At 61.9% G+C, this 23116-nt stretch carries 21 protein-coding genes and 1 pseudogene; 13 read left to right on the top strand and 9 right to left on the bottom strand.

From position 1 onward, the window contains the following. Window positions 1–11 precede the first annotated feature (11 nt). The 9 genes from nusA (at window position 12) to EFD56_RS03625 (ending at window position 11654) form a co-directional block, all read left to right on the top strand. The gene (gene nusA, locus EFD56_RS03665; RefSeq protein ID WP_004673395.1) at window positions 12–1613 is read left to right on the top strand and encodes a transcription termination factor NusA; all 1602 of its coding nucleotides are present in this window, start codon (window positions 12–14) and stop codon (window positions 1611–1613) included. Next, window positions 1610–2302 carry an RNA-binding protein gene (locus tag EFD56_RS03660; protein WP_206513406.1) on the top strand — a complete coding sequence of 231 codons (693 nt, stop codon included), beginning with the start codon at window positions 1610–1612 and terminating at the stop codon, window positions 2300–2302. Before nusA ends, EFD56_RS03660 begins: the two co-directional genes overlap by 4 nt. A 102-nt stretch (window positions 2303–2404) precedes the next feature. Continuing rightward, window positions 2405–5158, top strand: coding sequence for a translation initiation factor IF-2 (gene infB / locus EFD56_RS03655; RefSeq protein WP_126904687.1), 2754 nt, complete (start codon window positions 2405–2407; stop codon window positions 5156–5158). A 161-nt stretch (window positions 5159–5319) separates the two neighbouring features. After that, the gene (gene rbfA / locus EFD56_RS03650) at window positions 5320–5724 is read left to right on the top strand and encodes a 30S ribosome-binding factor RbfA (protein ID WP_012482211.1); all 405 of its coding nucleotides are present in this window, start codon (window positions 5320–5322) and stop codon (window positions 5722–5724) included. A gap of 12 nt (window positions 5725–5736) precedes the next feature. Beyond that, window positions 5737–6669 (top strand): tRNA pseudouridine(55) synthase TruB, encoded by a 933-nt coding sequence (gene truB / locus EFD56_RS03645; RefSeq protein WP_126904686.1) that lies wholly within the window; start codon window positions 5737–5739, stop codon window positions 6667–6669. A 78-nt stretch (window positions 6670–6747) separates the two neighbouring features. Continuing rightward, complete coding sequence (locus EFD56_RS03640) at window positions 6748–7599, top strand: alpha/beta fold hydrolase (RefSeq protein ID WP_126904685.1); 852 nt, start codon at window positions 6748–6750, stop codon at window positions 7597–7599. Between the two features lie 150 nt (window positions 7600–7749). After that, on the top strand, window positions 7750–8019 hold the full coding sequence (rpsO, locus tag EFD56_RS03635; RefSeq protein WP_009997779.1) for a 30S ribosomal protein S15: 270 nt from the start codon (window positions 7750–7752) through the stop codon (window positions 8017–8019). Between the two features lie 349 nt (window positions 8020–8368). Then, window positions 8369–10507 (top strand): polyribonucleotide nucleotidyltransferase, encoded by a 2139-nt coding sequence (gene pnp / locus EFD56_RS03630; protein WP_037117010.1) that lies wholly within the window; start codon window positions 8369–8371, stop codon window positions 10505–10507. Window positions 10508–10637: 130 nt separating this feature from the next. After that, window positions 10638–11654, top strand: a complete 1017-nt coding sequence (locus EFD56_RS03625; protein WP_126904684.1) for a class I SAM-dependent methyltransferase — start codon at window positions 10638–10640, stop codon at window positions 11652–11654. A 94-nt stretch (window positions 11655–11748) separates the two neighbouring features. Here the strand turns inward: EFD56_RS03625 and fabI are convergent, their stop codons facing one another. From fabI to fabA, 3 genes are read right to left on the bottom strand one after another with little or no spacing between them, the layout of a single operon-like run. Then, on the bottom strand, window positions 11749–12555 hold the full coding sequence (gene fabI / locus EFD56_RS03620) for an enoyl-ACP reductase FabI (RefSeq protein ID WP_012482205.1): 807 nt from the start codon (window positions 12553–12555) through the stop codon (window positions 11749–11751). Between the two features lie 4 nt (window positions 12556–12559). Next, complete coding sequence (fabB, locus tag EFD56_RS03615; RefSeq protein ID WP_012482204.1) at window positions 12560–13792, bottom strand: beta-ketoacyl-ACP synthase I; 1233 nt, start codon at window positions 13790–13792, stop codon at window positions 12560–12562. Window positions 13793–13837: 45 nt separating this feature from the next. Further along, window positions 13838–14353 carry a 3-hydroxyacyl-[acyl-carrier-protein] dehydratase FabA gene (gene fabA / locus EFD56_RS03610; protein WP_004677111.1) on the bottom strand — a complete coding sequence of 172 codons (516 nt, stop codon included), beginning with the start codon at window positions 14351–14353 and terminating at the stop codon, window positions 13838–13840. Window positions 14354–14654: 301 nt separating this feature from the next. Between fabA and irrA the strand changes: the two genes are divergently transcribed. Further along, window positions 14655–15074: an iron response transcriptional regulator IrrA gene (irrA, locus tag EFD56_RS03605; RefSeq protein WP_003555773.1), complete on the top strand. Its 420-nt coding sequence runs from the start codon at window positions 14655–14657 to the stop codon at window positions 15072–15074. 63 nt (window positions 15075–15137) lie between these two features. On the opposite strand, the gene EFD56_RS03600 is transcribed toward irrA, so the two are convergent. Further along, window positions 15138–15773, bottom strand: a complete 636-nt coding sequence (locus EFD56_RS03600; RefSeq protein WP_016735162.1) for a trimeric intracellular cation channel family protein — start codon at window positions 15771–15773, stop codon at window positions 15138–15140. A 114-nt stretch (window positions 15774–15887) separates the two neighbouring features. On the opposite strand from EFD56_RS03600, the gene EFD56_RS03595 reads away from it, so the two are divergent. Further along, the gene (locus tag EFD56_RS03595) at window positions 15888–16361 is read left to right on the top strand and encodes a hypothetical protein (RefSeq protein ID WP_126904907.1); all 474 of its coding nucleotides are present in this window, start codon (window positions 15888–15890) and stop codon (window positions 16359–16361) included. Window positions 16362–16367: 6 nt separating this feature from the next. Here EFD56_RS03595 and EFD56_RS03590 read toward each other — a convergent pair. From EFD56_RS03590 to EFD56_RS03580, 3 genes and pseudogenes are all read right to left on the bottom strand, one after another. Beyond that, a pseudogene (locus EFD56_RS03590) lies at window positions 16368–17153 on the bottom strand (YdcF family protein); the annotation flags it as partial. A 67-nt stretch (window positions 17154–17220) separates the two neighbouring features. Then, window positions 17221–17943: a YoaK family protein gene (locus EFD56_RS03585; protein WP_126904683.1), complete on the bottom strand. Its 723-nt coding sequence runs from the start codon at window positions 17941–17943 to the stop codon at window positions 17221–17223. A gap of 233 nt (window positions 17944–18176) precedes the next feature. Continuing rightward, window positions 18177–18464, bottom strand: coding sequence for a hypothetical protein (locus tag EFD56_RS03580; RefSeq protein WP_126904682.1), 288 nt, complete (start codon window positions 18462–18464; stop codon window positions 18177–18179). A 321-nt stretch (window positions 18465–18785) separates the two neighbouring features. On the opposite strand from EFD56_RS03580, the gene EFD56_RS03575 reads away from it, so the two are divergent. Both EFD56_RS03575 and EFD56_RS03570 read left to right on the top strand, forming a co-directional pair. Continuing rightward, window positions 18786–19997, top strand: coding sequence for an alpha/beta hydrolase (locus tag EFD56_RS03575; protein ID WP_126904681.1), 1212 nt, complete (start codon window positions 18786–18788; stop codon window positions 19995–19997). Window positions 19998–20008: 11 nt separating this feature from the next. Beyond that, window positions 20009–21943, top strand: a complete 1935-nt coding sequence (locus EFD56_RS03570) for a mechanosensitive ion channel family protein (protein WP_126904680.1) — start codon at window positions 20009–20011, stop codon at window positions 21941–21943. A gap of 26 nt (window positions 21944–21969) precedes the next feature. Here the strand turns inward: EFD56_RS03570 and EFD56_RS03565 are convergent, their stop codons facing one another. Continuing rightward, window positions 21970–22329, bottom strand: a complete 360-nt coding sequence (locus EFD56_RS03565; RefSeq protein ID WP_064817185.1) for a hypothetical protein — start codon at window positions 22327–22329, stop codon at window positions 21970–21972. 25 nt (window positions 22330–22354) lie between these two features. Next, window positions 22355–23011: a helix-turn-helix domain-containing protein gene (locus EFD56_RS03560; protein ID WP_126904679.1), complete on the bottom strand. Its 657-nt coding sequence runs from the start codon at window positions 23009–23011 to the stop codon at window positions 22355–22357. Window positions 23012–23116: the final 105 nt, after the last annotated feature.

Below are 23116 nucleotides of genomic sequence, written 5' to 3'. Positions count from 1 at the left end.
GAAACAAGACAATGGCAGTCAGTGCGAACCGGCTCGAACTTCTGCAGATCGCAGATGCAGTGGCGCGCGAAAAGGTCATCGACCGCGAGATCGTGCTTGCCGCAATGGCCGATGCCATTCAGAAGGCAGCACGCTCGCGTTACGGCACCGAGTCCAACATCCGCGCCGACATCAATCCGAAGACCGGCGAAATCCGCCTGCAGCGCCTGCTCGAAGTCGTCGACAAGGCCGAGGATTATTCGACGCAGATCCCGCTGGAACTCGCCCGCGACCGCAACCCCGACGCCGCACTCGGGGATTTCATCGCCGATCCGCTGCCGCCGATGGATTTCGGCCGTATCGCCGCACAATCCGCCAAGCAGGTGATCGTGCAGAAGGTGCGTGAGGCCGAGCGCGACCGCCAGTTCGACGAATTCAAGGATCGCGTCGGCGAAATCGTCAACGGCACCGTCAAGCGCGTCGAATACGGCAATGTCATCGTCGATCTCGGCCGTGGCGAAGGCATCATCCGCCGCGACGAAATGATCCCGCGCGAAAACGTGCGCTATGGCGATCGCGTCCGTGCATACGTATATGATGTCCGTCGCGAGCAGCGCGGCCCGCAGATCTTCCTGTCGCGCACGCATCCGCAGTTCATGGTGAAGCTGTTCACCATGGAAGTGCCTGAAATCTACGACGGCATCATTCAGGTGAAGTCGGTCGCCCGCGATCCGGGCTCGCGCGCCAAGATCGCCGTGATCTCGAACGACAGTTCGATCGATCCGGTCGGCGCCTGCGTCGGTATGCGCGGTTCGCGCGTTCAGGCCGTCGTCGGCGAGCTTCAGGGCGAGAAGATCGACATCATCCCGTGGAGCCAAGATCCGGCGACCTTCGTCGTCAACGCCCTGCAGCCGGCCGAAGTCGCCAAGGTCGTTCTCGACGAGGATGCCGAGCGTATCGAAGTCGTCGTTCCCGACGAGCAGCTGTCGCTTGCGATCGGCCGCCGCGGCCAGAACGTCCGCCTGGCTTCGCAGCTGACCGGCTGGGATATCGACATCATGACGGAGGCCGAGGAATCGGAACGCCGCCAGAAGGAATTCAACGAGCGCACCAACCTGTTCATGGATTCGCTCGACGTCGACGAAATGGTCGGCCAGGTCCTGGCCTCGGAAGGCTTTGCCGCCGTCGAGGAACTCGCTTATGTCGATCTCGACGAAATTTCTTCGATCGACGGATTCGATGAAGATACGGCGCAGGAAATCCAGACCCGCGCCCGCGAATTCCTCGAGCGTCTCGAAGCCGAGATGGACGAGAAGCGCAAGGCGCTCGGCGTTGAAGACGAGCTGCGCGGGATCGACGGCATGACTGCCCAGATGATGGTGGCGCTCGGCGAAGACGGCATCAAGACGATCGAGGACTTTGCCGGCTGCGCAGCCGACGATCTCGTCGGCTGGACGGAACGCAAGAACGGCGAAACGAAGAAGTTCGAAGGCCTGTTCTCGAAGTTCGACGTCTCGCGCGTCGAAGCCGAGCAGATGATCGTCCAGGCGCGCCTTGCAGCCGGCTGGATCACCGAAGAGGACCTGGCGAAGGGGACCGAAGAAGAGGTCACCGAAGCCGAACAGGAAGCATGATGACCGCGCATGAGCCGGACGCTCTCCCTCAGGACGACAATCTTGCAGGTTATGACGTGAACGGACGCATGTGCATCGTGACGCGTGAAAGCGGATCGCCGGATGAGCTGATCCGCTTCGTCGCGGCTCCCGACGGAACCGTCGTCGCCGACCTGAAGCGCGAGCTTCCGGGGCGCGGTTGCTGGGTGAAAGCCGACCGGTCGCTGGTCGACAGAGCGGTAGCGAAGAAGCTCTTCGCCCGCGCGCTGAAAAGCGACGTGAAGGCAGCAGACGATCTCGGCGCGAATGTCGACCGGCTGCTGGCGGCGCAATTGATGCAGATGATGAACATGGCGCGCAAAGCCGGCCAGTTCATCAGCGGCTCCTCGAAAGTGGACGCCGCGGTCAGAAGCGGAGCAGCCCTTGCGGTGTTCCACGCGACTGACGCGGCGGACGACGGGGTGCGGAAAATCGACCAGGCCCGCAAGGCCTGGCACCTCGGAATGGAGACCGAGGAGGAGATACCTTCCTACCGCTTCTTCTCGGAGAGCGAAATGGAAGGCCTGATGGGCCAGAATGCTTTTATCCATGCCGCAGTGCTTGCAGGGCAGGCGGGTGAGGGTGTAGTGAAGCGCGCAAAGATGCTCGAACAGTACCGTATTGGCGGTCAGTCCCGGGCAGCGGGCGACGCTGGCCGGCAAAAACAATGAGACGGTCACCGGCATCGGCCGGTCTCATTCTCATTGATCGACAGTATTTGAACGACAGGGTCTGATCTCGTCATCGCTCCCTGTCCGAAGGAACGGGAACGAATGACCGATAGTAACGACGACAAGACACTCAGCGTAACGGGCAAGAAGACGCTTACCCTGAAACCATCGGGGATGAGCCAGGGCACCGTTCGCCAGGATATGGGTCGGGGTCGCACCAAGGCGGTCGTGGTCGAGACCCGCAAGCGGCGTCCGATGCGCCCGGAAGACGAAAAGCCGATCACGCCCGCTGCCCCCGCAGCCCCGGTCCGTGCAGCGGAACCGGCGCCGGCGCCCGTTCAGGCGCGCCCGCCGCAGCCGACTCCGGCACCGCGGGTCCACCAGCCGGGCAGCAGCCAGGCCAACCAGCGTCCGCAGCAGTCCTATCAGCCGCAGCGCTCGAACGACCGTCCGCGCCCTGTCGTGCTGAACCATCTGTCGCCTGAGGAGATGGATGCCCGCCGCCGTGCGCTGGCCGAATCCCAGGCGCGTGACGCCCAGGACGCGATTCGCCGCGCCGAGGAAGAAAAGCGCCGGGCCGCCGAAGAGGCGATCCGTAAGGCCGCCGAAGCCGAAGAGGCCGCTCGCAGGGCCGCCGAAGAGGCTGCCCGTCAGGCCGAGGCGCCCGCTGCCGCCGAACCCGCCGCTGCCGCAGCACCGGCTCCTGTTGTGGCCGAAGCGCGCCCTACCGCTCCGCGGCCGGCATCGCCGGCACCGGCTGCGCGCCGGCCCGATGGCGCCGGAGCACCTGCTGCCGCTCGTCCGGCGCCGGGTGCTGGCGCACCGGCAGGAGCCCGCGGCCGTCGTGATGACGAGGGCGATGATGATCGGGGCGCTGCACGCGGCGGTCCGGCTCGTGGCCGTGTTGTCCGCCCGGAACCCGCAAAGCCGGTTACCACGCGTCCGAAAACGGATGACGAGCGCCGCCGCGGCAAGCTGACGATCACCACGGCCGACGTCGATGGTGAAGACACCGGCCGCAGCCGTTCACTTTCGGCGATGCGCCGCCGGCAGGAGAAGTTCCGCCGCAGCCAGATGCAGGAAACCCGCGAGAAGATCTCCCGCGAAGTCGTTCTGCCTGAGACCATCACCATTCAGGAACTGTCGCAGCGCATGTCCGAACGCGCCGTCGACGTCATCAAGTTCCTGATGAAGGAAGGTCAGATGATGAAGCCGGGCGACGTCATCGACGCCGACCTCGCCGAACTCATCGCCGGCGAATTCGGCCATACCGTCAAGCGCGTCTCCGAATCCGACGTCGAGCTCGGCATCTTCAACATTGCCGACGTCGAAGGGGATCGCGTTTCGCGTCCGCCTGTCGTCACCATCATGGGCCACGTCGACCACGGCAAGACCTCGCTGCTCGACGCCATCCGCCATGCCAACGTGGTCGCCGGCGAAGCCGGTGGCATCACGCAGCATATCGGCGCCTATCAGGTTGAGCAGAACGGCCAGAAGATCACCTTCATCGACACCCCCGGCCACGCCGCCTTCACGGCGATGCGCGCCCGCGGTGCGCAGGCGACCGACATTGCGATCCTGGTCGTGGCAGCCGACGACAGTGTGATGCCGCAGACGATTGAATCGATCAATCACGCCAAGGCGGCCGGTGTCCCGATCATCGTGGCGATCAACAAGATCGACAAGCACGAGGCCGATCCGCAGAAGGTGCGCAACCAGCTTCTGCAGCACGAAGTCTTCGTGGAATCCATGGGCGGTGAAACCCTTGACGTCGAAGTGTCGGCCAAGACAGGCAAGAACCTCGACAAGCTGCTCGAAGCCGTTCTGCTGCAGGCCGAAATCCTTGATCTCAAGGCCAATCCGAACCGGACCGCGGAAGGTACCGTCATCGAAGCCCAGCTTGACCGCGGTCGCGGCTCGGTTGCCACGGTTCTCGTTCAGAACGGCACGCTGAAGCCGGGCCAGATCATCGTCGCCGGCGACGTCTGGGGCCGCGTGCGTGCCCTCGTCACCGACAAGGGCGATCATGTGAAGGAAGCCGGTCCCGCGACTCCGGTCGAGGTTCTCGGTCTCTCCGGCACGCCGCAGGCGGGCGACAAGTTCGCCGTCGTCGAAAGCGAAAGCCGCGCCCGCGAAATCTCCGAGTATCGTCAGCGTCTTGCCCGCGACAAGGCAGCTGCCCGCCAGTCGGGACAGCGCGGTTCGCTGGAACAGATGATGACGCAGATGCAGAGCACGGGCATCAAGGAGTTCCCGCTCGTCATCAAGGGCGACGTGCAGGGTTCGATCGAAGCGATTGCCGGCGCGCTGGAAAAGCTCGGCACCGACGAAGTCCGTGCCCGCATCGTCCATTCGGGCGCAGGCGGCATCACCGAGTCGGATATTTCGCTTGCCGAAGCTTCGAACGCCGCCATCATCGGCTTCAACGTTCGCGCCAATGCGCAGGCACGCCAGTTCGCCGAACGCCAGGGCATCGAGATCCGCTACTACAACATCATCTACGATCTCGTGGATGACGTGAAGGCAGCGATGTCGGGCCTGCTGTCGCCGGAACGGCGCGAAACCTTCATCGGCAATGCCGAGATCCTGGAGGTGTTCAACATCACCAAGGTCGGCAAGGTCGCAGGCTGCCGTGTCGTCGAAGGCAAGGTCGAGCGTGGAGCGGGCGTCCGCCTCATCCGCAACGACGTCGTCGTTCACGAAGGCAAGCTCAAGACCCTCAAGCGCTTCAAGGACGAAGTCTCCGAAGTGCCGATGGGCCAGGAGTGCGGCATGGCCTTCGAAAACTACGAGGACATGCGCGTCGGCGACGTCATCGAGTGCTTCCGCGTCGAACACATCACGCGCACGCTCTAAGCATCAGGCGCCTTGCGCAAGAACAGCTTTTCCAGAAGCCATCCGCCAGCCGGCGGATGGCTTCTGGTATCTGGCGGCCTTGACCTTTGCAGCCAAAAGAGTCATGGACGCTCTCCTTTGACGGGTTCGATTCCCAGCCGCATCGGCAAATAGAGATAACAATGACCAGACCAACATCCTCCGCGCCTTCGCAGCGCATGCTGCGCGTTGGCGAACAGGTCCGCGCCGCGATCACCCAGGTGCTGCAGCGCGGCGAAGTGCGCGACGACATCATCGAGGCGACCGTGATTTCAATTTCGGAAGTGCGCATGTCGCCGGACCTGAAGATCGCCACGGCTTACGTGACGCCGCTCGGCGTTTCCGACCACAGCATCGTCATCGAGGCGTTGAACCGCCATGCGAAGTTCATCCGCGGCCGGCTCGGGCCGCAGCTCCGGCAGATGAAATACATGCCGGAAGTGCGTTTCCGCGACGATACCAGCTTCGACAATTACAAGAAGATCGACGAGCTCTTGCGTTCGCCCGAGGTGAGCCGCGATCTCGACGGCGACAACGACGACCAATAACAGAAGAGACGCATGTCCAAACCACGCAAACCCAAAGGCCGGCCGATTTCCGGCTGGCTAATCCTCGACAAGCCGGTGGATTTCGGCTCGACGGAAGCCGTTTCCAAGCTCAAATGGCTCTACAAGGCGCAGAAGGCCGGCCATGCCGGCACGCTCGATCCGCTCGCCTCCGGCATGCTGCCGATCGCGCTCGGCGATGCGACCAAGACCGTTCCCTATGTGATGGACGGCCGGAAGATCTATGAGTTCACTGTCAGCTGGGGCGAGGAGCGCGCCACCGACGATCTCGAAGGCGATGTGACGCAGAGCTCGGAAAAGCGCCCCACCGAGCAGCAGATCCGCGATATCCTGCCCCGCTATATCGGCACGATCAGCCAGGTGCCGCCACAGTTTTCCGCCATCAAGATCGCAGGCGAACGCGCCTACGATCTGGCGCGCGACGGCGAAGCCGTCGAGATTCCCTCACGCGAAGTCGAGATTTTCCGGCTGACGCTGCTTGCCTGCCCGGATACGAATACCGCGCATTTCGAAGTGGAATGCGGCAAGGGCACTTATGTCCGGGCGCTTGCCCGCGATTTCGGCCGCGAACTCGGCTGCTACGGCCATATATCCGGGCTCAGGCGCACCTTCGTCGCGCCTTTCGCGGAAGAAGCCATGGTGCCGCTTGCCAACCTGGTGGCGCTCGAAGCGATCGAAGACATGGACGAGCGGCTCGCCGCCCTCGACGCATTGCTGATCGACACCTGCGAGGCGCTTTCCGCGCTGCCTCACCTCGTTATCAACGACGACCAGGCGCATCGGTTGAAGATGGGCAATCCGATCCTGGTGCGCGGCCGCGATGCGCCGATTGCCGAAAGCGAAGCCTATGCGACGGCCCGCGGCCGGCTGATCGCGATCGGCGAGATCGGCCAGGGCGAGTTTCGCCCAAAGCGGGTTTTCGCCTAAGTCTGTACAGCTGACGATTGTCATGTGGTGGCGATGCGATATCTTCCTTTCGGGTCATAACGGCCCGAGGGGAAAATTATGCGCGCAATCGCAATTGGAATGCTGACGTTCTTTTCGCTGTTCCTGACCGCCGCCGGCGCTCAATCCGCCGAGCGCTGGGCCGAGCTTCCGGCCTTTCCTGCCATGCCGGTGCCGAAGACAAGCGGCATGGCGGATGTGAACGACATCAAGATGTATTATGCCGAATATGGTGAAGGCGATCCGATCCTCTTCATCCATGGCGGCCTTGGCAATACCGACGTCTGGGGTCGCCAGATCGCCGAATTCGCCAGGGATCATCTGGTCATCGTCGCCGACAGCCGCGGTCACGGCCGCTCGACGCGCAGCCCGCAGCCTTTCGGCTACGATCTGATGACATCGGACTATGTAGCCCTTCTCGACTACCTGAAGATCGACAAGGTGACGCTCGTCGGATGGTCGGACGGCGGCATCATCGGCATCGACATGGCGATGAGATATCCGGAAAAGCTGACGCGGGTCATTGCCCAGGCGGCCAATGTCACCACGGACGGCGTCAAGCCCGACGTCTTGAGCAACAAGACCTTCAACGACTACATCACCGTCGCCGGCGAACAATACCGGAGGCTGTCGCCGACACCGAACGAATACGATGCCTTCGTTACGCAGATTTCGCGGATGTGGGCGACGCAGCCGAACTGGACGGCGACGGAGCTTGGCAAGATCACGCTGCCGGTCACGCTTGCCATCGGTGATCATGATGAGGCCGTAAAGCTCGATCATACTGAGATGATGGCGAAAGAAATTCCGGGCGCAAAGCTCGTCATCCTGAAAGACGCCAGCCATTTCGCCATGCTGCAGGATCCTGCGGGCTATAATGCGATGATCCGGAACGCCATGACGGGCCGCTGAAAGCTGCTGCGGCGCTCCCTCTTTCCATCGCTGCTTATTTGGTTTATAGGCAGCGCCAGCATCGGGTACGCTCGATTGCATTCGCGGCCAAAGCTGGACGGCATCCCGGCTTTTGGCGACTTCTTCTCCTCTCATAGAAAGGACCATCCGATGTCGATCACTGCTGAGCGCAAGGCTGCGCTGATCAAGGAATACGCAACCGCCGAAGGCGATACCGGTTCGCCGGAAGTCCAGGTCGCGATCCTGACCGAGCGCATCAACAACCTGACCGAACACTTCAAGGACCACAAGAAGGATAACCATTCCCGCCGTGGCCTGCTGACGATGGTTTCGAGCCGCCGCTCGCTTCTTGATTATCTCAAGAAGAAGGATGAAGGCCGCTATTCCAAGCTGATCAACAGCCTGGGTATCCGCCGCTAAGATTGTCCGGCGGGCGCTTTCGAGCGTCCGCCGGATCTGTTTCGGGACGATGTTCCGATGAAATGTTCCCGCCGCGCCCTATCTCAAGCGGTGGAACGACCGGCAGACCCGGATGGGCCGGTTCTGCCAAACCAACCGCTGACCTGTCATGGGGCAGGATTGCCGGATGCTTTCGGCCAGAGCTTCCCGAAGCTTTGGCCCGGTTTTCCCGGGAGCAAGGGTTCCCGTGGAAGCTGAGACGAAAAGCCTCTCGTTGTCTTGCCCGTGATACGTCGCATTGATTGCGGTCGACTGCGCGCTGCGCCCTGATATCGGCGATGGCGCGTGCTCCCGCGTTGAAGGACAAGATATGTTTGATACACACACCGTGGAAATCGAGTGGGCCGGCCGCCCGCTGAAGCTTGAAACCGGCAAGATCGCCCGTCAGGCCGACGGCGCGGTTCTCGCCACTTACGGCGAAACCGTTGTTCTCGCCACCGTCGTTTCGGCCAAGGCGCCGAAGCCCGGCCAGGACTTCTTTCCGCTGACCGTCAACTACCAGGAAAAGACCTATGCAGCCGGCAAGATCCCCGGCGGCTATTTCAAGCGCGAAGGACGCCCGAGCGAAAACGAAACCCTCGTTTCCCGCCTGATCGACCGTCCGATCCGCCCGCTCTTCCCGGAAGGCTACAAGAACGACACGCAGGTCGTCGTTACCGTCATCCAGCACGACCTTGAAAACAACCCCGACATCCTGTCGATGGTCGCGACCTCGGCAGCGCTGACGCTCTCCGGCGTCCCGTTCATGGGCCCGGTCGGCGGTGCGCGCGTCGGCTACATCAACGGCGAATATGTTCTCAACCCGCATCTCGACGAGATGGACGAGTCGAGCCTCGATCTCGTCGTTGCCGGCACCTACGACGCCGTGCTGATGGTCGAATCCGAGGCCAAGGAACTGCCCGAGGACGTCATGCTCGGCGCCGTCATGTTCGGCCACAAGGGTTTCCAACCGGTTCTCGACGCGATCATCAAGCTCGCCGAAGTTGCCGCCAAGGAGCCGCGCGACTTCCAGCCGGAGGACTATTCCGCGCTCGAAAGCGAAATGCTCGGCCTTGCCGAAGCCGAACTGCGTGAAGCCTACAAGATCACCCAGAAGGCCGACCGCTACGCCGCCGTCGACGCCGTCAAGGCGAAGGTGAAGGCGCATTTCCTCCCCGAGGAAGGCGAAGCCAAGTACACGGCCGAAGAAGTCGGCGCGATCTTCAAGCACCTGCAGGCCAAGATCGTCCGCTGGAACATTCTCGACACCAAGAGCCGTATCGACGGCCGCGACCTCGAAACCGTTCGTCCGATCGTTTCGGAAGTCGGGCTTCTGCCGCGCACCCATGGTTCGGCGCTGTTCACCCGCGGCGAAACCCAGGCGATCGTCGTTGCCACGCTCGGCACCGGCGAAGACGAACAATATGTCGACAGCCTGACGGGCATGTACAAGGAGCGCTTCCTGCTCCATTACAACTTCCCGCCCTACTCCGTCGGCGAGACCGGCCGCATGGGCTCCCCGGGCCGCCGCGAAATCGGCCACGGCAAGCTCGCATGGCGCGCCATCCGTCCGATGCTGCCGTCGGCCGAGCAGTTCCCCTACACGCTGCGTGTCGTCTCCGAGATCACCGAGTCGAACGGCTCGTCCTCGATGGCGACCGTCTGCGGCACTTCGCTCGCCCTGATGGACGCCGGCGTTCCGCTCGCCAAGCCAGTTGCCGGTATCGCCATGGGTCTGATCCTCGAAGGCGACCGCTTTGCCGTTCTCTCCGACATCCTCGGTGACGAAGACCACCTCGGCGACATGGACTTCAAGGTTGCAGGTACGGCCGACGGCATCACCTCGCTGCAGATGGACATCAAGATCGCCGGCATCACCGAAGAGATCATGAAGGTCGCGCTCAGCCAGGCCCAGGGCGGCCGCACCCACATTCTCGGTGAAATGGCCAAGGCGATCACCGAAAGCCGCGGCCAGCTCGGCGAATTCGCTCCGCGCATCGAAGTCATGAACATTCCGGTCGACAAGATCCGCGAAGTCATCGGCTCCGGCGGCAAGGTCATCCGCGAAATCGTCGAAAAGACCGGTGCGAAGATCAACATCGAGGACGACGGCACCGTCAAGATCGCCTCCTCTTCCGGCAAGGAAATCGAAGCGGCCCGCAAGTGGATCCACTCGATCGTTGCCGAGCCTGAAATCGGCCAGATCTACGAAGGCACGGTTGTCAAGACCGCCGACTTCGGCGCCTTCGTCAACTTCTTCGGCGCCCGCGACGGCCTCGTCCATATCTCGCAGCTCGCTTCCGAGCGCGTTGCCAAGACGCAGGACGTCGTCAAGGAAGGCGACAAGGTCTGGGTCAAGCTGCTCGGCTTCGACGAACGCGGCAAGGTTCGCCTGTCGATGAAGGTCGTCGACCAGGCCACCGGCCAGGAGATCGCGAACGAGAAGAAGAAGGAAGAAGCGGCCGAATAAGCCGCGTCTCCCAGATTGAATTCCGGGCGCGGGAATCTTCCGCGCCCTTTTTGTATCCCGGTTTTGCGCATGTCGTGGTCGCAAGGCCACTGCACAGTTTTGCGCGATATGCCTTAACGAGACGAGACCCATGAGCCGTGAGACGCTGAAGACCCTGTTCCATCCCTTTGCCAGCGGCACAGTCGAGGCGCCCGGCGAGGGCGAGCGCGTGCTCTTCCTCGGCGCCGAGGCAGGCTTTCAGCTGCCTGAAGGCTTTGCCGCCTCGCTCAGCGCCGTCCAGGGCTTCCGGCCGCTCTACCGGCAGCTGCTGGCGCAGCGGATCGATGCCAAGCCGGAGGTCGACGGCGAGGATTATGACGCAGCACTCGTGCTCTGCACCAAGCACAAGGGCGAGAACGAGGCCAATCTCGCCGCTGCGATCGCCCGCACGCGGGCGGGCGGGCTGATCGTCGTTGCCGGGGCAAAGGAAGACGGCATCCAGCCGCTGCGCAAGCGCCTGGAAGGATTCGGCCTCGCCATCGACCACATGCCGAAATATCACGGCGTCGCCTTTTGGTTCGGCCGGCCGGCCGATGCCGGCGAGATCGTCACCAAGCTGTCAAAGGCGCCGGTGCGGGTCGACGACCGCTTTCATGCGACAGCAGGCATGTTCTCGCACGACCGGGTCGATGCCGGATCGGAGCTGCTCGCCTCGCGCCTGCCGCAGGATTTTACCGGCGATGTTGCCGATTTCGGCGCGGGATGGGGTTATCTCTCCGTCGAGATGGCGAAGAGATCGCGCGGACTGGGGCGCCTTGACCTCTACGAAGCCAATCACGCAGCTCTGGAGGCTGCGCGGGGCAATATGGCGGAGAACTGCCCGAACGCGCCTGCGCGCTTCTTCTGGCACGATCTGGCGGGCGAGCCGGTCAAGGACAAATACGATCTCGTCATCATGAACCCGCCCTTCCATGAGGGACATGCGGCCGAGCCGTCGCTCGGCCAGGCGATGATCAAAACCGCCGCAACCGCGCTTCGCGGCGGCGGCAGACTGATGCTGGTCGCCAATCGCGGCCTGCCCTACGAACCGGTTCTTGCCGCAGAATTCAGGGAAAGCGGTGAAACCTGCCGCAATGCTCGTTTCAAGGTTCTGTGGGCGAAGAAATAAGGCCCAACGGGCTTCGAAGCGATCTCGCGATCATGAAACAAAAAGGCCGTGCGCAGACTCTGCGCACGGCCTTTGAATTTCGATAAGCGCGCGTCTACTCGACGTCTGCCCGGCGCAGCGTGTCCAGCGTCGGCATCGAGGTAACGTTGAAGCCGGCGTCGACGAAGTGGATTTCGCCGGTGACGCCTGCGGAAAGGTCCGAAAGCAGATAAAGCGCCGAATTGCCGACCTGATCGATGGTCACGGTCTTGCGCAGCGGTGCATTCCGCTGGTTCCAGGAAAGGATCGCGCGCGCATCGGAGATGCCGGCGCCGGCAAGCGTGCGGATCGGCCCGGCCGATATGGCGTTGACGCGGATGCCGCGCGGGCCGTAATCGGCGGCGAGATAGCGCACCGAAGCCTCAAGCGCGGCTTTGGCGACGCCCATGACGTTGTAGTTGGGGATGACGCGCGTCGAGCCATTGTAGGTCAAGGTCAGCATCGCGCCGCCGTCGTCCATCAAGGGCGCGCAGCGCTTGGCGATCTCGGTGAAGGAGAAACAGGAAATGACCATGGTGCGGCTGAAATTCTCGCGCGTGGTATCGGCGTAGAGACCCTTCAGCTCGTTCTTGTCGGAAAAACCGATGGCATGGACGATGAAATCGAGCTTGCCCCAGCGCTGTTCGATGGCATCGACCAGACTATCGACCGAGGCGATGTCCTCGACGTCGCAGGGCAGCACGAAATCCGAGCCGACTTCTGAGGCAAGCGGCTTGACGCGCTTGCCTAGCGCATCGCCCTGATAGGTGAAGGCGAGGTCCGCGCCCTGTCCGGCGAGAGCCTTCGAAATTCCCCAGGCGATCGAGTGGTTGTTGGCGACGCCCATGACGAGGCCGCGCTTACCCTGCATGATTCCAGTCATTTTATTATCCGTTATGGCGCTGGAAGACGAGCGTGGCGTTCGTCCCGCCGAAGCCGAAGGAGTTGGAGAGGGCGATATCGATCTTCGCATTGTCGATACGCTTGCGCACGATCGGCACGCCTTCGAATTCGGGATCGAGCTCGCTGATATGGGCACTCTCGCCGATGAAGCCTTGCTGCATCATCAGCAGGGAATAGATCGATTCCTGCACGCCGGCCGCACCCAGCGAATGGCCGGTCAGCGACTTGGTCGACTGTATATGCGGAATCCTGGCGCCGAATACCTCGCGGATGGCGCCGATTTCCTTGCTGTCACCGACCGGCGTCGACGTGCCGTGCGTGTTGATATAGTCGACATCGCCCTTCACCGTGGCCAGCGCCTGGCGCATGCAGCGGACGGCGCCCTCGCCCGAGGGAGCGACCATGTCGTAACCATCCGAGGTGGCGCCGTAGCCGACGATTTCGGCGTAGATCTTGGCGCCGCGGGCCTTGGCGTGCTCAAGCTCCTCGAGCACCAGCACGCCGGCGCCGCCGGCGATGACGAAGCCGTCGCGGTTGACGTCATAGGCGCGCGAGGCGCTGTCGGGCGTGTCATTGTACTTGGAGGACATGGCGCCCATAGCGTCGAAGAGATTAGACATCGTCCAGTCGAGATCTTCGTGGCCGCCGGCAAACATCACGTCCTGCTTGCCCCACTGGATCATCTCGGCGGCATTGCCGATGCAGTGCGCCGAGGTCGAGCAGGCCGACGAGATCGAATAATTGACGCCGTGAATCTTGAACCAGGTGGCGAGCGTGGCGGAGGCGGTCGACGACATCGCCTTCGGCACGGCGAAGGGGCCGATGCGCTTCGGGCTGTTGTTCTTGACGGTGATGTCGGCCGCTTCGATCAGCGTGCGGGTGGACGGACCGCCGGAGCCCATGATGATGCCGGCGCGTTCGTTCTGGGCGTAGTCCTTCTCTTCCAGACCGGAATCAGCGATCGCCTGCTTCATGGCGACATGGTTCCAGGCGCCGCCCTGAGACAGGAAGCGCATGGCGCGGCGATCGACCAGCTCGGCAAGTTCCGCCGGGCCGAGCTTCGGGCTGCCCCAGACCTGGCACTTGAAGCCGTGTTCGGCGAAATCGTTGGAAAAGGAAATACCCGACTTTGCCTGGCGCAAGGATTCGGTGACTTCGGCCGCGTCGCTTCCGATCGAGGAAACGATACCCAGACCCGTGACAACTACCCGTCTCATCTGATCAAACCTTTGTTGTTTTCGTCAGCCGCTCGAAATGCGGTTTCAGGCGGCCTTGTCTTTCGATAGACCGACGCGGAGATCGGCCGCCTGGTATATGGTCTCGCCATCCGCCTTCAGCCAGCCGTCGGCCGTGCCGAGCACGAGGCGGCCGCGCATCACGCGCTTGAAGTCGATGCCGTATTCGATCAGTTTCGTATGCGGCCGCACCATGCCCTTGAATTTTACTTCGCCTGTGGAAAGGGCCATGCCGCGGCCTTCCTCGCCGAGCCAGCCGAGGAAAAAGCCGGTCAGCTGCCACATGCCGTCGAGTCCGAGGCAGCCCGGCATGATCGGATTGCCTTCGAAATGGCAGGGAAAATACCAGTCGTCGGGGCGTACGTCGTATTCGGCCCTGAGATAGCCCTTGTCGAAGGCACCGCCGGTTTCGGAAATTTCCGTGATGCGGTGAACCATCAGCATCGGCGGCAGCGGCAGCTGCGCATTGCCGGGGCCGAACAGCTTGCCATGAGCGCAAGCGATGAGTTCTTCATACGAGAAGCTGGACTGTCTGGTTGTCATAAATTTTCTTTTTCCCCCCGCGTGAAGCCGATGGATGTGAACGTGTAGTCCAAGTTCTTCAGAAAATGAAGCACAAGCAAGGCAGCTTCATTCATCGCCCCGGACCAGGCCTACGCCATTATTTGGTGGTCGCATACAGGAAGGCCAGGGCTGCGACCAGACCTAATTGCGTCAAAAGCCCGTTTTTGCCGCCTTTATCAGGCTCTTGTCCCCATTGAACTATTGAAAGGCTCCAATGCAAAAGTTATACCGCTTGAAGAAACATGATTGCTTTATGCAGGAATAACCGGAGTTGGTATTGATGACGGGTGCACTCCCGATCGCAATAGAGGTCAGGCTGCGCGGTGCAGGCCTGCGTCCCACCCGCCAGCGCGTCGCGCTCGGCGACCTCCTGTTTGCCAAGGGCGACCGGCATTTGACCGTCGAGGAGCTGCATGAGGAGGCGGTTGCCGCCGGCGTGCCGGTTTCGCTGGCGACCGTCTACAACACGCTGCACCAGTTCACCGAGGCCGGTCTCATCCGCGTTCTCGCCGTCGAGAGCGCCAAGACCTATTTCGACACCAATGTGTCCGACCACCATCATTTCTTCGTCGAAGGCGAAAACGAAGTGCTCGACATTCCCGTCAGCAACCTGACGATCGCCAATCTGCCGGAGCCGCCCGAGGGCATGGAGATCGCCCATGTCGACGTGGTGATCCGCCTGCGGGCCAAACAGGGCTGACGGCGCCTTAGAACAGGATGTCGTCCAAAAACCGCTTAGATTTTTCGGTATTATGCTCGGTCTCTACATGACATCGTCGGGGTGCCGGCCGGGCTTGTGCTTGTAAATCGGGAAGGTCCAGCCGAACCACAGCGCTCCGCCGCGAACGGCAAAGGCCGCCGCGACGCCGCAGCCCGAGGCGAGATAAAGCGGCATCCCCAGCGCATTGGCAAAGGTGAACACGCCGGCGCCGACAAGGGCTGCCGTCACATAGATTTCCGGCCGCAACAGCACCGAAGGCTCGTTTGCCATCAGATCGCGCAGGATGCCGCCGAAGGTTGCCGTCAACGTGCCGGTGACGATGGCAATGGTCGGCGAGCCGGTGGCGGCAAGTCCCTTGGCGGCGCCGAGCACGCAATAGGCGGCCAGACCGATCGCATCCAGCCAGATCAGCAAGCGATAGCGCGATTCCAGCAGATGAGCGGTGAAGAAAACGATGACGCCGACGATGCAGCAGACGAGAATATAGGCGGGATTCAGCACCCAGAAGACCGGCACGCGGCCAAGCACGATATCGCGCACGGTGCCGCCGCCGGTTCCCGTCACCATGGCGAAAAACAGGAAGCCGATCAGATCCAGCTGTTTGCGCGAGGCGGCGAGCGCGCCCGTCGCGGCAAACAGCGCAATGCCGGCATAATCGAGATAGACGAGCAAGGACATGCGGACCCCGGAGCCGGCGAACAGTTTCCGGAAAGAACCACGGCGGCAAGGGCGGCGCAAGCCGGGGCGGCCATAAAGCGAGCCGATAGAGCTTTATCCAAAAGAGGAAAGCCCGTGAAAACGCTGGTGCTCGCCGTTCTGAATCTTCTCCTGCTGCTCACCTTGCCGGCTGCGGCCTTCGGCCAGCAATCGCTGATCTCCGACCCGGAGATCTACGAGAAGAAGCATTTCCAGGGTCAGTGCAAGGCGGCCGAATTCGCCGACGGCTTCGTCATCCGCCAGGACATCAACAATGACGGGCTGATCGACGCGGTGGTCAACGAAGGTGAGCTCACCTGCGACGGACAGAAGGGGCCGCAATGCAACGACGACGGCTGCACCTATAATTTCTATCTGCAGGTCGCCGAAGGCGGTTATTTCATGATCGCCACGGCACAGATCTACGGCTACGATTTCGTCCAGCGCTTCGGCAACATGGTGCTGGCGATGAAGATGCATCCGCGGTTCTGCGATCGTACCGAGGGTGATCCCTGCATCGTGACGGCGCGCGTGCGCGGCACGAAATTCGTCACCATTTCGAAGAAATAGCTCAGCGCGCGGATAAAGCTCCGATGTCCGGCCGGCGAGATAATAGCCGACCAGGCCGTACCATTCGCGGATCGCCGTCGCCATGTTCTGGGCATTGAGGTTCGGCTGGGTGAAATCCAGGCCCGGCCTCACCTGCCCGTCGGTGCGATAATCGGTCGGCCAGGGCACGATATCGATGCCGAGCTTGCGGAAGATGCCGACGGAGCGCGGCATATGGAAACCCGAGGTGATCAGCAGGCAATGGGAAAGGCCCTGGCTCGCCAGGAATTCCCGTGTGTTGACGGCGTTTTCAAAGGTCGTGCGCGATTGCGTCTCCTCGATCAGGCGCTCCCTGCCGATGCCGAACAGCGGGAAGAAACGCTCGGATGCCGCCGCATCGCCTTCGTAAATGCCTGACATGGAGCCGTCGCCGCCCGACACCAGAATGCGCGAGTCGGGAAATTTCTGCGCGAGCCGCAGGGCCTCGACGAAGCGGTCGGCGCCGCCGTTGAATTCGATGCCGTGGCGGGCCGTATTCACCTCGTTTTCGAAGGCGCCGCCGAGCACGATCATGCATTGCAGGTTCTCCGGGTCGGCGGCGGGCTTTGCAAACCGCTGCTCGAGTCCCTGCATCAGAAGGTTGCCGGCCGTGGTGTAGAGCGTGACGAAGAGGATGAGCGCGCTCGCCGTTGCAGCAACGATACTCAAGGCACGCCAGCGCAAAAGCCCGGCGACGAGGGCGAAGAAGACGAGCAGGAATGCCAGCGACAGCGGCTGGCAGAAAATCCAGACGAGCTTCGAAATCAGGAACACGATCTACTCCTTGGGGACGACAGCGATCCTTCCTATCCGATTCGAGGGTAACAGGAATGCGACGCTTCTATTTGCCGCGCATAGCGGCCGAGCGGTGCGCGGCAAGCTTCTGGTTGAAGCGCCGCTGGAGCGGCCGGGGAATGAACATGGCGGCAAACGCCAGCGCCATGGCAAAGACGGAGACCAGCCATAAGGCCTGGGCGCCGGTCAGCCGCGTCAGGACGGCGCCGGCGATCGCGCCGGCGATCATGCCGCCCCAAGGCACGATCTGGATCGTCCATTCGACACGGCGATCGCCGATGATCCAGCGGCCGATGCCGCGGCCGAAACGCGACAGCGCGCCCGTGACATAGGTCAGCCCGATCGGCAGGCCTTCGATATGTTCGACGGCGGCATTCACCATGCCCATGGAACAGACGATCAGGTAGAAGCTCGCAAGCATCATGCTCTGGCCGGTCGTCATCGAAGCGAGCGCCAGGACGAGGCCGACGCAGCCGAGCACGACGAATATCCGGCGCTCGGAGACATGGGCGATGACGATGCCGGCCGCATTGCCGAGCACGAAAACGACAATGGCGGAGATCAGCACCGCCGCATGATAAAGATTGCCGTCGCTGAGGGAGAGGGCCGCCCGCGTGGTGTTGCCAGTCATGAAGGAAACGAAATCGCCGGTCAGCAACAGGCCGGTCGCATCGGTCATGCCGGCCAAAAACGAGATCGCGCCGACAAGGGCGATCCCGGTCAGGGTGCGTCGTGTCCGGATGATACGGCGGCGTCTTGCTCTGGTCATTGCGGGTCCTGAAGCCGAATCGCTGAGTTCCGGCACAAGGATAAATCCTCTTCATTGAGGAATTGGCAAAGAGGATCGGCAAAGATGCGGCGGACTCACGCTTCGCCGACGACGAATAACATCGTCACGGCTGATGTTTGAAAGCGGAGTCAATCAGAGACAAGGCTTTCATTATAGATCAAGGGATCGTCAGAAGACTTCACTTCGCTCTTGGGGGTCTGCTCGAAGGGGTCCTATTGCGACGGCGATGGAGCTGATTTCGCCGTCACTTCGTTGACGGCACGTTGGCAATCCAACATTGCGGTTATCGCTTTTGCCGATCGGTCCAACCGGAGCTTCGCAATCTGGCGACCATTGAATTCAGCTCTTCCGGTGAGCTTCTTTGCCGCTACGAAATTGGTATCCGTTGTTGTCGCCACCAGAAGCATGGAGGTGCCAATGTCGCGGGCGGTTGCTGTCGCATCCCAGATCGGGCTGCGATCAAACTGAACCTTGATCGGGTATTCTTTCCCCGCCTCCAATGATTTCCAACGAGCGTTTCCGAGGGCGAAGTAAATTTGTTTTTGGTTTCAAGAAAAATCAAACCCCAGTCGAAGCGTCGTTCCCTCTTGATAGCTCGTGGCAATGTAACAGGCATTATATCGACGAATTTGCCCTCGGCGTTCATCATTTGAAGAGAGGCCGGAGCGGCTCGCTCAGGCGACATCGGACCTTGATGACCGACCCATCCCGATCGCCTTGAAAGCCACAGATATTACGTGATGCTACAGGCGCCGCCATACCCCGCCTGCTACTATCCGAGGCTCGGAAGGCTCCCCCTTGAACGATTGCTGGATGCGTGAATGGCAAGACGTTGCGTGGCTCTTTTTCTTCTTCTGGCAAGTTGCGGGCATCCGGGTGGCGTGATGACGCCGGTTTCAATTTCCTCGTCGCTGCCACCGGCGTCCAAGGTCGACATGCTGGTTGCGACCACGCGCGAGCCTTCCGGGAACCCGGCCACGCTGTTCAACGGCGAGCGCAGTCCCAAACCGCATCTGACGCAGATCTCGATTTCAATCCCGGCAAAGCGCGAAGCCGGCACCGTGCAGTGGCCGAAGCGGCTTCCGCCCAATCCGGCGACCGACTTTGCGGTGACCAATGTGCAGCAGATCGACACGGTGGCGCAGGGCCGCGTCTGGTTCCGGCAGCATGTGAATGGCGGGCATGCGCTCGTCTTCATTCACGGCTTCAACAATACCTATGAGGATTCCGTTTTCCGGCTGGCGCAGATCGTGCACGACAGCAAGATGCAGGCGACGCCTGTCCTGTTCACCTGGCCGTCGAGAGCGGAGATCACCGCCTACGAGTACGACAAGGAAAGTACGAACTACTCGCGCACCGCACTGGAGCAGGCGCTGCGCACGCTGGCAGCCGACCCCAACGTCAAGGACATCACCCTCATGGCCCACTCGATGGGGACCTGGCTTGCCATGGAATCCCTGCGGCAGATGGGGATACGCGACGGCCACGTCAATTCGAAGATCCACAATGTCATCCTCGCCTCGCCCGACATCGATATCCAGGTCTTCGCCAAACAATATGTGGAGATGGGCGAGCCGCGTCCGAAATTCACGATCTTCGTCTCCCAGGACGACAAGGCGCTTGCGGTCTCCAGCTTCATCACCGGGCGCGTCTCCCGTCTCGGCGCGATCAATCCGGCCGAAGAGCCCTACCGTTCGAAGCTTGAGAAAGCCGGCATTACCGCCATTGACCTGACGAAAGTGAAGACCAACGATAGGCTCAACCACGGCAAATTCGCCGAAAGTCCCGAGATCGTCCAGCTCATCGGCCAGCGCCTGATGACCGGCCAGACGCTGACCGATTCCAAGGTCACGCTGGGCCAGGGCATTACCGCCGTCGTCGGCGGAACGGTGACGAATATCGGCACTGTTGCTGCTACCGCTGTGGCGGCGCCGGTTATGATCGTCGAACAACCCGTCACCCGCGGGAGGCCGCCACGATCCGCCAACGAGACGCTCGAGGGCGACCTGAAAAAACAGCCGCTGACGCAGTGAGGAGTTCCAGCTTGAAATGGCTTCTTTCCTTCACCGCCGCTTTTTTCTTCGCGCTGAGCGCTTTGGCGCAGGCTCCGCCGGCGGCCCCGCAGCAGAAGATCGACGAACTCGTGCGCCTGTTGCAGGATCCCGAGGTGAAAGCCTGGCTCGATAGCCGCAAGCAGGAAAGCGGGACCGCGACACCCGTCTCACCGGCGGGACATTCGACCTTGGCCAACTGGGAGGCAGGCGCGCGGGCGCGCGTGCATGCGATTCTGGCGGCGATCCCGGCAATCCCGGCGGAAGTGACGGCGGCGGCGACAAGAGCCAGGAGCGAGGCCGCCAGCAGAGGCTATGCGCCGGTTTTCCTCATATTCGGCGGTCTGGTCGCCTTCGGCCTTGCCGCCGAGGCGGTTTATCGCAGATTTGCCGCGCGCCGCGAGGCATTGTTCGGCCGGCTTATCCCGGTCGGCATATTCGCGGGCGCGATGGGCATCGTTTTTTTCGCGGTGGAATGGCCGCCGCTCGCGCGCTTGACGCTGCTTGCCTATCTCTCGGCCTTCATCCTCTTTCGATTGGCGGCTGCACTCCTGTCCGTCGCAACGATGGGTTTACCCCTGCGGCGGCGGCTGTTGATCCTGTTCGGCGTCATTTGTTTTGCGGTCGCGACCACGGCCGTAAGTGAGCCGCTTGGCGTTTCCCCTGACGTCAGCAAGGCCATCAGCTACTGCTTCTCGGTGGTCGGGCTGCTGCTTGCCATCGAGGCGGTGTGGTCGGTCTGGGAGGGGAGCCGCGCCAGGAAAGCGGCGATAACGGCCTTCCTCGTCGCCTTATGGCTCATCTGGTGCCTCAATATGAGGGGCCTGTTCTGGATCGGCATCTATGCGCTGGTGCTGCCTGGGATCCTGAACGCGGTCGGCCGGGTCGCGCTGTCCTTCACCAGCGATCCCGGCAGTCTGCGCGGTATCCTCATCGCCCGAGGCGCACGCGCCGTTGTCATCGCACTTGCGGTGGGATGGCTGGCACTCGTCTGGCAGCTCAATCCCGATACGCTCGGTCAGCGCGACCCGACGCTCGCCGCCTTGTACTACGGCGGCCTGAAGAGCGTGCTGATCCTCGTGGTTGCCGACCTTCTCTGGCAGGTGGCGCGCGGCTGGATCGACCGAACATTGCGCATATCGACCAGCACGACATCGCTCGCGCCGGCCGACGCCGCCCGGCGCGCCCGGTTCCGCACACTTCTGCCGATCTTTCGCAATGCGCTCGCCGTCGCTGTCGCGGTCATGGCGGGGCTGATCGTGCTGGCGCAACTCGGCGTGCAGATCGGCCCGCTGATTGCGGGAGCGGGCATTTTCGGCGTGGCGATCGGTTTCGGCTCGCAGACCCTGGTCAAGGACGTCATCAACGGTGTGTTCTACATGCTCGACGATGCCTTCCGGGTGGGCGAATATATTCAGGCCAAGGACTACAAGGGAACGGTGGAGAGCTTCAGCCTGCGCTCGGTGCGTCTGCGCCATCATCGCGGCCCGGTGTTCACGGTGCCATTCAGCGAATTGGGCGCCGTCGAGAATATGAGCCGGGACTGGGTGATCGATAAATTCAGGATCACCGTCGGCTTCGACACCGACATCGACAAGGCGCGCAAGCTGACCAAGAAAGTCGGGGCCGAACTGATCGAAGATCCGGAGCTCGGCCAGCATTTCATCGAACCACTGAAGATGAAGGGCGTCGAGCAGTTCGCCGACTATGGCATCGTCCTGAGCTTCGCCATGACGACGGTTCCGGGCATGCAGACCTATATTCGCCGCAAGGCCTATGCCAAGATTCGCGAAGTGTTCCTGGCCAATGGCATCGCGTTCGCACAGCCGACGGTGCAGGTCGGCGGCGATGACAAGGGTGGCGGCGTTGCAGCGGCCGCTCAGGCGATCCGCGCCCAGCAGACAGATGTGGCGACATCGGCAAAGTGATCTTGCCGCAGAGTAGGACCGAAGCGTTAAGGTTTCAAATCATAAGCCTGCTGCGATGCGCGAAGCTCCGCCAGCGTCTTGCCGACACAGCTGCCGCCGCCTGCACCACCGACTGCCTTTGCCTTTCCATCAAGCGTGATCGTCCCGGCGATCCGGTCGGACGCAACATAGGTCGCGACGCCGTCCCGAGAGACGCGCGATATGTAAAAGGCATGGAAGGTCTCGTTGGACTTGCAATGGATGACCAGTGGAAACTGAGAAAAGGGATCGTCCTGCGCGAAGGCGACAGCCGGTTGAAGAACCGCCGCCAAAGCCCCGGCGCCGACCAGGCCGGCAAAAACTCGCTTGGTCAATCCGATCGGTTTTCGGCGGGACGCATATGTCATGTTTCAATCCCTCTGATGGCGTGCATTAAATCGTCAAGGCGATAAGCGCATCGCGGTCGAGAAGCCGGACTATGCGCTGTGATTTGCCGGCAAGCCGCAGGATGCATTTTTCCCGGAGCTTCGTGAACGACCGAGCGACTGTTTCGACCGTCAGCCCTAGATAGTCGGCGATATCGCTGCGAGACATCATCATATCGAATTCCGCATCCTCGGGATGGCGATCGGCCATCTCCTGAACGAAGGCAGCAAGGCGCTTCAAGGCGCTTTGCTCGCTGATGATGAGCTGCTTGCATTGCGCCTTTGCGAGATTCGTCAGGGCAATGTGCAAAAGATCGATCGGGACGACCGCGTCCTGATTGGTGCGAAACGATCTCAGGCGCGTTTCGCAGATAGCTTCTGCAAAATCCGTCCGGACATTGCCGCTTTCGAGCCCGAACCATTCGCCCTTGCCGCAGAAGGATAGGATGTGCCGCTGGCCGTTCGATGTCAGGCGGTAGATCCGGACGGCGCCCGCTTCGACCTGGTAAATCGCAAGGGCATATTCGCCTTCGCTGTAGATCGGTTCGTCGGCGCGGAGTTTGATCGACTGATCTTTAGGCGACGCGCAAGTTCCCTGGTGGTGGCCGGGAACCATGGTGTATTTTTCGATCGCCCGATCCTGAAACATGTGTGTCGCCCCCATCCACCTCAAGCATAAGCAATCGTTGAATGTCTCGGTATTCGAGATATCCCTTACGTATTGCTACGGAAGCCGGCGACCACCGGCAGGTGTATAAAGCTGTCATCC

This window comes from Rhizobium phaseoli (genome assembly GCF_003985125.1).
In the GTDB taxonomy this organism is placed as follows: domain Bacteria; phylum Pseudomonadota; class Alphaproteobacteria; order Rhizobiales; family Rhizobiaceae; genus Rhizobium; species Rhizobium phaseoli.
Note: the sequence above shows the minus strand (reverse complement) of the source record. Positions and strands in the feature narration are given on the sequence as shown.